The organism is Nonomuraea sp. CX421, assembly GCF_059358955.1.
Genome location: NZ_JCADBK010000047.1, coordinates 1 through 8,281 on the forward strand (window position 1 = coordinate 1; position 8,281 = coordinate 8,281).

At 66.7% G+C, this 8,281-nt stretch carries 9 protein-coding genes and 1 tRNA gene; 2 read left to right on the forward strand and 8 right to left on the reverse strand.

Annotated elements, in window-relative coordinates; all coding sequences use genetic code 11:
• Positions 1–73 precede the first annotated feature (73 nt).
• Positions 74–1,855: a bifunctional metallophosphatase/5'-nucleotidase gene (locus tag AC5L3X_RS38920; protein WP_494863789.1), complete on the reverse strand. Its 1,782-nt coding sequence runs from the start codon at positions 1,853–1,855 to the stop codon at positions 74–76.
• Positions 1,856–1,963: 108 nt separating this feature from the next.
• Here AC5L3X_RS38920 and mshD point away from each other — a divergent pair, with 108 nt between their 5' ends.
• Complete coding sequence (gene mshD / locus AC5L3X_RS38925) at positions 1,964–2,869, forward strand: mycothiol synthase (protein WP_494863790.1); 906 nt, start codon at positions 1,964–1,966, stop codon at positions 2,867–2,869.
• Between the two features lie 45 nt (positions 2,870–2,914).
• Here the strand turns inward: mshD and AC5L3X_RS38930 are convergent, their stop codons facing one another.
• The 3 genes from AC5L3X_RS38930 to dcd form a co-directional block, all read right to left on the reverse strand.
• Entirely contained in the window at positions 2,915–3,919 is a 1,005-nt protein-coding gene (locus AC5L3X_RS38930; RefSeq protein WP_494863792.1) for an inorganic phosphate transporter, read from the reverse strand.
• A 5-nt stretch (positions 3,920–3,924) separates the two neighbouring features.
• Entirely contained in the window at positions 3,925–4,542 is a 618-nt protein-coding gene (locus AC5L3X_RS38935) for a DUF47 domain-containing protein (protein ID WP_189124409.1), read from the reverse strand.
• Positions 4,543–4,698: 156 nt separating this feature from the next.
• Complete coding sequence (gene dcd, locus AC5L3X_RS38940) at positions 4,699–5,274, reverse strand: dCTP deaminase (protein ID WP_494863794.1); 576 nt, start codon at positions 5,272–5,274, stop codon at positions 4,699–4,701.
• A gap of 79 nt (positions 5,275–5,353) precedes the next feature.
• On the opposite strand from dcd, the gene AC5L3X_RS38945 reads away from it, so the two are divergent.
• A tRNA-Gly gene (locus tag AC5L3X_RS38945) sits at positions 5,354–5,424 on the forward strand.
• 130 nt (positions 5,425–5,554) lie between these two features.
• Here AC5L3X_RS38945 and AC5L3X_RS38950 read toward each other — a convergent pair.
• The 4 genes from AC5L3X_RS38950 to AC5L3X_RS38965 form a co-directional block, all read right to left on the reverse strand.
• A complete protein-coding gene (locus tag AC5L3X_RS38950) occupies positions 5,555–5,968 on the reverse strand; it encodes a type II toxin-antitoxin system VapC family toxin (RefSeq protein WP_494863796.1) in 414 nt (137 codons plus the stop codon).
• Positions 5,965–6,225, reverse strand: coding sequence for a CopG family transcriptional regulator (locus AC5L3X_RS38955; RefSeq protein WP_494863798.1), 261 nt, complete (start codon positions 6,223–6,225; stop codon positions 5,965–5,967). Before AC5L3X_RS38955 ends, AC5L3X_RS38950 begins: the two co-directional genes overlap by 4 nt.
• A 316-nt stretch (positions 6,226–6,541) precedes the next feature.
• Complete coding sequence (locus AC5L3X_RS38960; RefSeq protein WP_494863800.1) at positions 6,542–7,111, reverse strand: DUF6461 domain-containing protein; 570 nt, start codon at positions 7,109–7,111, stop codon at positions 6,542–6,544.
• Between the two features lie 643 nt (positions 7,112–7,754).
• Positions 7,755–7,928, reverse strand: a complete 174-nt coding sequence (locus AC5L3X_RS38965) for an ArsR/SmtB family transcription factor (RefSeq protein WP_494863801.1) — start codon at positions 7,926–7,928, stop codon at positions 7,755–7,757.
• Positions 7,929–8,281 lie beyond the last annotated feature (353 nt).

The window sequence follows — 8,281 nt, forward strand, 5'->3', positions numbered from 1 at the left end:
CCGTTGAGGACCCGAAGGTCAGTCAGTCCAAGGGTCAGACCCTGGCGGGAAGCGCTCATCTACATCATCACTGTCAGTCCACCACGGTGATGCGGTTCGTGGCGGGCGGGGCAATGGGGTTGTCCCTGCCGAGGTGCTCGACGAAGGCGTCGATGTCGAGCGGGCCGCTCCACACGTCCGTGCCCTCGGTGAAGGCGAGGAACGCGTCCCCGCCGCCCACCAGGAAGTTGTTGGCCGCGACCCGGATCGACTGGGTGTCGGTCACCGGCGTGCCGTCGATCCTGATGTCGGAGACCTTGGCGCCCCAGGCGGCGGACCTGCTGTAGGTGTAGGTCAGGTTCGCCGAGGGCTGCAGGATCTTGGTGAACGCCTGGTTGTTGGGGCCTCCGGTGAACTGCTGCTCCAGCACCGTCTTCAGCTGGGCGCCGGTCAGCGTGACCACCTGCATGAGGTTGTTGAAGGGCTGGACGGCGAACGCCTCGCCGTAGGTGACGACCCCGTCGCCCTCTCCGGCCGGGGAGCCGGCGTAGTTCAGCGAGTTGCGGACGCCGCCCGGGTTCATCAGGGCGATCTGGGCGTTGCCGCCGGTCCTGGTCGCGGCGAGCTGGCCGTCGGCGATGAGGTTGCCGAGGGGCGACTCACCGCTCGGGGCGGCGGTGTTGGTGAGGTCCGCGGAGATCGTGCCGACGGGCCTGTTGGCCACCGGCGCGACGCGATCCTTCCACGTCTGCACGAACGTCGAAATTTCGGGATCCGGGGTGACCGTGCGGGTCACGACGTGGTTGTCCGCCACGACCGTCGAGCGGTCGACGTCCCGCGTCTTGACGTTCACCTGGAGGTCGACCTGGGTGATGACGCGGCCGAACGAGCCGCCCTGCGAGTAGAGGCGGTTCTGCCCGGCGGGGTCCTTGACGGTGCACAGGTACGCCTGATGCGAGTGTCCGCTGAGCACCAAATCGATCTCGGGGTCGACCTGCGTGGCGATGCGGTTGCCCGCGCCCGGGACGGCACTGCACGCGTCGGGCGACTGGCCGGCCGTCACCTGGTCGCCCTCGTGCACGAGGATGACCTGGGCCTTCACGCCGAGCAGCTTGAGCAGCTTGGACGCCACGTTCGCGGCCTTGACCTCGTCGACGAACTTGAGGTCCTTGATGCCCTCCGCGGTGACGATGTTCGGCGTGGTTTGCGTCACGAGGCCGATGAAGCCGATCGGCACGCCGTTCATCCACTTGACGCTCACCGGCGGCAGCGCGGGCACGCCCCAGTCAGCCATCAGGTTCTTGAACTGGCCTTGAGCGCCAAGCGCCGCGAGCGCGTCGGTCTTCTCGTTCGGGTTCTTGAACAGGACGTTCGCGCCCACGTAGTCGAACGCCGCGCCCTTCCACTGCCCGGCCGGGGAGCAGCCGTCGACCGGGTGGCAGCCGCCCTTCATGATCCGGCGCAGCTCCGCGTAGCCCTCGTCGAACTCGTGGTTGCCGACCGCGGCCACCTTCAGCCCGATCTTGCCCATGAACTCGACCGACGGCTCGTCGTGGTAGGCGGCGGAGACCAGCGGGGTCGCGCCGATGAGGTCGCCCTGGGCGACGGCGATGGTGTTCTTGTCGGCGTGGGCCTTCATGTGGGTGGCGACGAAGGCGGCACCGCCCGCGTCGACCGTGGCGCCGCTCTCGTCGACCATCCGGCCGGAGGAGCCGCCCGGCGGCTCTAGGTTGCCGTGGAAGTCGTTGAGGGCGAGCAGACGGATGGGGACCGTCCTGGGAGTCTTACCCGCGTCCGCCGGCGTTGCGGCGAGCAGCACCGAACCTGTGGCGACGGCTCCGGCCAGCGCGAGCCGGAGGAGGGAACGAGACGTCATGGCCCAAGACGTTACGGCGACAAGCTGAGCAGCCAATGTCGCAAAGGTAACGATTCGTGGCACCCCCACATGGCGTTATTTGCCAGTTGTACGCCTAGAGTGCGAGCTGTGGAAACGCACGTGGAGATCAGAGAACGGCTCGATGACCAGGAAATCGCCAAGGTCCAGCGCATCGTTGACGCGGCCACGGAGACCGACGGCGTACGGCCGCTGAACGAGCACGTGATGCTCCACATGCGTTACGGCGGCGACCCGCTGGCCCGCTCGCTCCTGCTGTACGACGGCCCCGCCCTGGCGGGCTACGCGCACGTCGACCCCACCGACGAGGTCGAGGGCCCGAGCGGCGAGCTGGTCGTCCACCCGGACTTTCGGCGCAGGGGACACGGCAGGCGACTGCTGGGGGCCGTACTCGAACTGACCGGCGGCAGGCTGCGGCTGTGGGCGCACGGCGACCACGCCGGAGCCGGCGCGCTGGCCGCGTCGATGGGGTTCGAGCGGATGCGTTCGCTGTGGCAGATGCGCCGCTCGCTGTTCGCGCCGCTGCCGCCCTACGCCGTGCCCGACGGGGTACGGCTGCGCGCGTTCGTGCCCGGACAGGACGAGGAGGAGTGGCTCAAGGTCAACGCCGCCGCCTTCGCGCACCACCCCGAGCAGGGCTCGTGGACCAGGGACGACCTGCTCCGGCGCGAGCGCGAGCCGTGGTTCGACCCCGCCGGGTTCTTCCTGGCCTGCCGTGGCGAGCGGCTCGTCGGATTCCACTGGACGAAGATCCACGGGTCCTCCGGGCACGGCCACGAGCCCCTCGGCGAGGTGTACGTCGTGGGCGTCGACCCCTCCCAGCAGGGCACCGGCCTCGGCAAGGCCCTCACCCTGGCCGGGCTCCACCACCTGCGCGCGCGCGGCCTCGCCCAGGCGATGCTCTACGTGGACGAGGCCAACACGGCGGCGATCAGGTTGTACGAGGGACTGGGGTTCAACCGGTGGGACGTGGACGTGATGTACGCCGCTACGTGATGTACGCCGCTACGTGATGTAGGCCGCACGACGTGATGTAGGCCGCTACTCCACCATCCAGTGCAGGGCGTAGTAGGACAGAGCAGCCACCAGAGCCGCCGCCGGAATCGTGAGAACCCAGGCGGTCACGATGTTGCCCGCCACGCCCCACCGCACGGCCGACAGCCGCTTGGTCGAGCCGACGCCCATGATCGCGCTGGTGATGGTGTGGGTGGTCGAGATGGGCGCGCCGAACCCGATCGCCGCGCCGTACAGGACGGTGGCCGCCGCGGTCTCGGCCGCGAACCCCTGCGGCGGGTCCAGCGCGATGATGCGCCGGCCCAGAGTCCGCATGATCCGCCAGCCGCCGGCGTACGTGCCCAGTGAGATCGCCGTCGCGGCGGCGAGGATGACCCACTGCGGGATCTCGTCCTGCGGAGCGGCATAACCGCCGACCACGAGCGCGAGGAAGATCACACCCATGGTCTTCTGGGCGTCCTGCAGGCCGTGCCCGAGCGCCATGGCGGCGGCCGAGATGGTCTGCGCGTAACGGAAGCCGCGGTTGGTCTTACCGGGCTGCGCGTTGCGGAAGATCCAGTAGATCGCAATCATGATCGCCGCGGCGAGCGTGAAGCCCAGCAGCGGTGACAGGATCATCGGGATGAGGACCTTGTCCACCACGCCATCCCAGTAGACGAGGCTGGCCGAGGCCAGCGCCGCTCCGACGAGACCGCCGATCAGCGCATGGCTGGAGGAGGAGGGCAGACCGAAGCGCCAGGTGATGAGGTTCCAGGTGATCGCGCCGATCAACCCTGACGCCACGATCACCAGCCCGTGCGAGCCCTGAGGAGCGTCGATGATCCCTTTGCCGACGGTCGCGGCGACCTGGGTGCCGAGGTGGGCGCCGATGAAGTTCATCGCCGCGGCCATGAACAACGCGGCCCGCGGGGTGAGCGCGCGTGTGGAGACCGAGGTGGCGATGGCGTTCGCCGCGTCGTGGAAGCCATTGGTGTAGTCGAAGATCAACGCGACGACGACCACACTGATGACGAGGGCGAGCGTAAGGTCCACTGAGGTTAGCTTTCCTTGACCGCGATCGACTCGACGGTGTTGGCCACATGCTCGAAGGCGTCGGCGGCCTCTTCGAGGGCGTCGATGACCTCCTTCATCTTCATGACCGTCAACGCGTCGTACTCGCCGCTGAAGAGTTTGGCCAGCAGCCGCCGGTAAACCTGGTCTCCCTGGTTCTCCAGCCGGTTGACCTCGATCCAGTATTCGTTGAGGTTCTTCATCGACCGCAGCCGGGGCATGGCCTCGGCCGTCAGCTCGGCGGCCCTCTCCAGCACCTCGACCTGCCGCACGACATCTTTGGGCAGGTGGTCGATCTGGTAGAGGACGATGAGATCGGAGGCCGCTTCCATGGCGTCCATCACGTCGTCGAGGTTCGAGGCGAGACGATAGATGTCCTCGCGATCGAACGGAGTGATGAAGCTCTCATTGAGCCGGTTCATGATCGCATGGGTGCGTTCATCACCGGTGTGCTCGCAAACGCGCATCTTGTCGGCCAGGGCTTCCCTGTCCGAGCCGTCGCTGATGATCTCTACCAGCAGGCGTGATGCTGTGACCAGGTTGTTCGCCGAGTCGGCGAACAGGTCGTAGTAGCTGTCCTCACGTGGCGTGAGACGCAGGCGCACGTCGATCTCCAGATGTGCGGGGATGGTCCGTGGAAGAGAGTACGGGTAACCAGGCAAAATGCGAACTTCATGTCCCCTTCTCCTAGTCGCTACCCTCCGTGTGTTGCGTGACACCGTGACATTGGGATGCCCATGCGCCCACCTTCCCTGCCTTTCTCAGATCACCGTCCGGTGGAAGCCGTGGAAGGACCGTGAAGGAGTGGGCCCCCTCTGCCCCTGATAACGCGAGCCGTACTTCGCCGAACCGTACGGATGCACGGCAGGAGAACTCAGCCGGAACACGCACAGTTGGCCGATCTTCATCCCGGGCCACAACTTGATCGGCAACGTCGCGACATTGGACAACTCCAGCGTGACGTGCCCACTGAACCCGGGATCGATGAAACCCGCCGTGGAATGGGTCAGCAGACCCAGCCGGCCCAGCGAGCTCTTGCCCTCCAACCGCGACGCCAGATCACTCGGCAACGTGACCACCTCGTACGTCGACGCCAGCACGAACTCGCCCGGATGCAGAATGAACGGCTCGTCGCCGTCGGGCTCCACCAGCCGGGTGAGATCCGGCTGCTCCACCGAGGGGTCGATGTGCGGGTACTTGTGGTTCTCGAACACCCGGAAGAACCGGTCGAGCCGTACGTCGATGCTGGAGGGCTGGATCATCTCCTGGTCGAAGGGATCGAGCGCGAGCCGCCCGGCGTCGATCTCGGCGAGGATGTCACGGTCAGATAGCAGCACGTGGAGCAACCTACCGTGCCTGGGCTTGCTGAAGTGGGCTCGGTTTCCGCTACAGTGGTGGACGCGGCTTCGGCCCGATGCGGGTGTAGTTCAATGGCAGAACATCAGCTTCCCAAGCTGACAGCGCGGGTTCGATTCCCGTCACCCGCTCTCATTGTGAAAGCCCAGGTAGACCGATTGTTTCGATACCTGGGATTCGTTGTTCCCCAGGGCTCTTGATCTCTGCGTGCCATTGGGTCCGGGAATCACCAGTCGGGGACCATCAGGCCGGAAGCACAGCTCAGACTTTGATGACAGTGACGCGTACGCCGCAGAGGGCGGCGAGGTCCTCGGGGTCGGAGGTGAGGACCGTGACGGGGCCTGGGGCAGCAAGGGCGGTGGCGCTGAGCATGGCGTCGATGGCGTACTTGTGCCCGTGCAGGCTGGTGCCGGACAAGAGCGTTGCGGCGTGGCGGGCGATCGTTTCGGTGACCGGCTCGACGACGAGGCGGGACAGCGTCCACTCCAGGGCCGGCCGGTTGACGCGGGGATGGACCACCTCGACGAGGGTGGCGGCAGAGGTGATGACGCGGAGATCGTCGACACGGGCGAGCGCGAGCCATGAGGTGACCGTGCGGTCGCGCAGGACGGCCTTGGCCAGCCCCTCGCTGTCGAGGACGAGGGTGCCCCCGGGATCAGCGGGAGAACGGGTCACGCGGCCGCCCCACCACTGGCCTGCCCCCGCCGGGCCTGGTGGAGCTGGTCGCGCAGTGCCTGGATCTCGTCGGCGGTGATGGGGCCGTGCTCGGCCTCGGCGACCTGGATGAGTTCGTTGAGGTTGTCGCGCTCGATCTGGCGGGCGACGGCGGCGGCGACGTAGGCGGACAGCCCGGACGGGCCGCTCCGAGACCGGGCGGCCTCGGCGATGTCACGCGGCATGGTGATCGAATACTTGCCAGTAGGCTCACTCATGCCCTCCATCCTACCTTCGATCCTCTCGCGGCTTCGAGAGGATCGCCGTCGGTCGGTTGATCGCCGGGCCATTCGCGGGCCATTAAGAGGGGTGACGAGGGGTGCCCTCCCCGTCGACCCGGGACAAGCTGAGCAGACCAGGGCCATGGGTACCAGATCGTTCGTCCGGTGGGGGCGCTCCACCCTTGATCCGGGGCCCTGGCCCGCTTCCCCTTCGGGCAGGAGGGGGGGCAGGCGGGATGACCAGGCAGGGCAGATGCGTGCGGTGCGACGAGGAACCGCAGGTCACGGGCTGATTGCCCTGCCGTCAAGACGGCTATGGGGGTGGTTCTGGCACCGCTCCCCAGTAAAAGGTGGATTCTGCCAACAGTTGCTGGGTCAGTCTTATCCCGGTGAGGCGCTCGGCGAGCAGGAAGGCCGGCCCTTCGTAGAGATAGGGCAACCCGGGGTAGAGCCTGTCAATCTCCGCCATGATGTCCACGAGTTCGTCCGGTGTCTCCATCATGTATCCCTCTTGTGCCCAGAAGCCGAATCTGATCTCGCCGTCCTCGCACCAATAGAAGTAGTCCAACCCCTTGATGCTGAGCGCGAACTGGGAGACGAGGCGAGTGCCCTTGGACAGCGAAGTGACCACGTCTTCGCAGGTGCCAAGCAAGCCGGATTCGACGATGAACGACCATTCGTCGATGGAAGCGATCCCGATCGGGTCGCCATGGAATGGGAACTTGTCGGGGTTGTCAGGGAATGGGCCCGGCGTGAAGTCCTCCCATCGACCGCCGAGACGAGCGATCACCTGCTCGGGCGCGTCACGGACGTAGATGAAGCTGTAGCCATACTCGGTGTATTCTCCGCGGAGCCAGGAGACGTCAAGGGGACGCGCAGTCATGGCGCCATGCTGCCAGCCGCCACCGACAGTCACAGACTCCCGGCAGTTCGAGGCTGCAGTTGCCGCTTGGGATGCCTCAAGCATTCGCCGGGCACCGCCTGCGTAAGGCCGCCATGGAACGCCGTAGAGCGGCGAACAAGATCTATACCGGGTCCAACTTGGATAGCTTCGTGAAGAGTGCCGACGACGGGACCACGGCCAGCGCCGTTGAATGAACACCCAGCACTCCATCAAGCCGCCTGCGCACCTCCGCGCCCGCGGACCTGGCGCACCCGCGGGCCTGGCTCACGACGGTGACCTCCCGGATTGGCCTCGACATGCTGAGCTCGGCCCGAGGAGCACCGGCGGATCACCGCCACCTTCCTCAAGGCCGCCTCCGACGGAGACCTCGCGGAACTGGTCAACCTGCTCGATCCCCAGGTCGTGCTCCGCTCCGACGGCGATGGAGCGGTTCACGCGGCGCGCGTGCCGATACACGGCCGGTCACCGAGTTGAACCTGGTGGTCAACCCGGCGAAGCTTCCGGGATCGGGGAAGACGAGCGAACCGGACGCCGGCGGGCCGACCTGAGGCGCCTCACCGATTCGGTGACGGTGTGGAGGCTGCGACAGTACGAGCCCAACCGGCGAACGTCCAGCGGCCTGTCAAAGTGCGGTGGACAGCGTGTCGAGGAAGCGCCGTATGGCGAACTCGTCACGTCTGTAGAAGTGCCAGTTACCGATCTTGTTGCGCGTCACGAGCCCAGCCTGGTGAAGGATCTTCAGGTGCGCCGAGACGGCCGGCTGCGACATGCCCGCCCGATCCTGGATCACTGACACGCACACGCCCTCGACATCGGTTCGCGCTACGGCTTCTTCCCGCGCATGAACTACAAGCTGCTCGGCGAGCGCTGGACGCCCGGCCAAGCCGATCAGACGATCGGCTCACTGATCGCGTGACCGAAACCGAGCGGACCCGGCCTTGGATAAGCGGCCTGTCACAAGTGTTCCCCTGACACAAGGATGGTGTCCCAGTGAGCGGATCTCTCCAGCGCCTGCGGGACGCGGGCTTGCACCTGCCCGAAGCGCCGCCGCCGCTGGGCGCGTACGTGCCCCGCGTCCGCGTGGGCGATCTGATGTTCCTCAGCGGGATGCTCCCCCTGCACCGTGGGTCACCTCTGATGACCGGACGC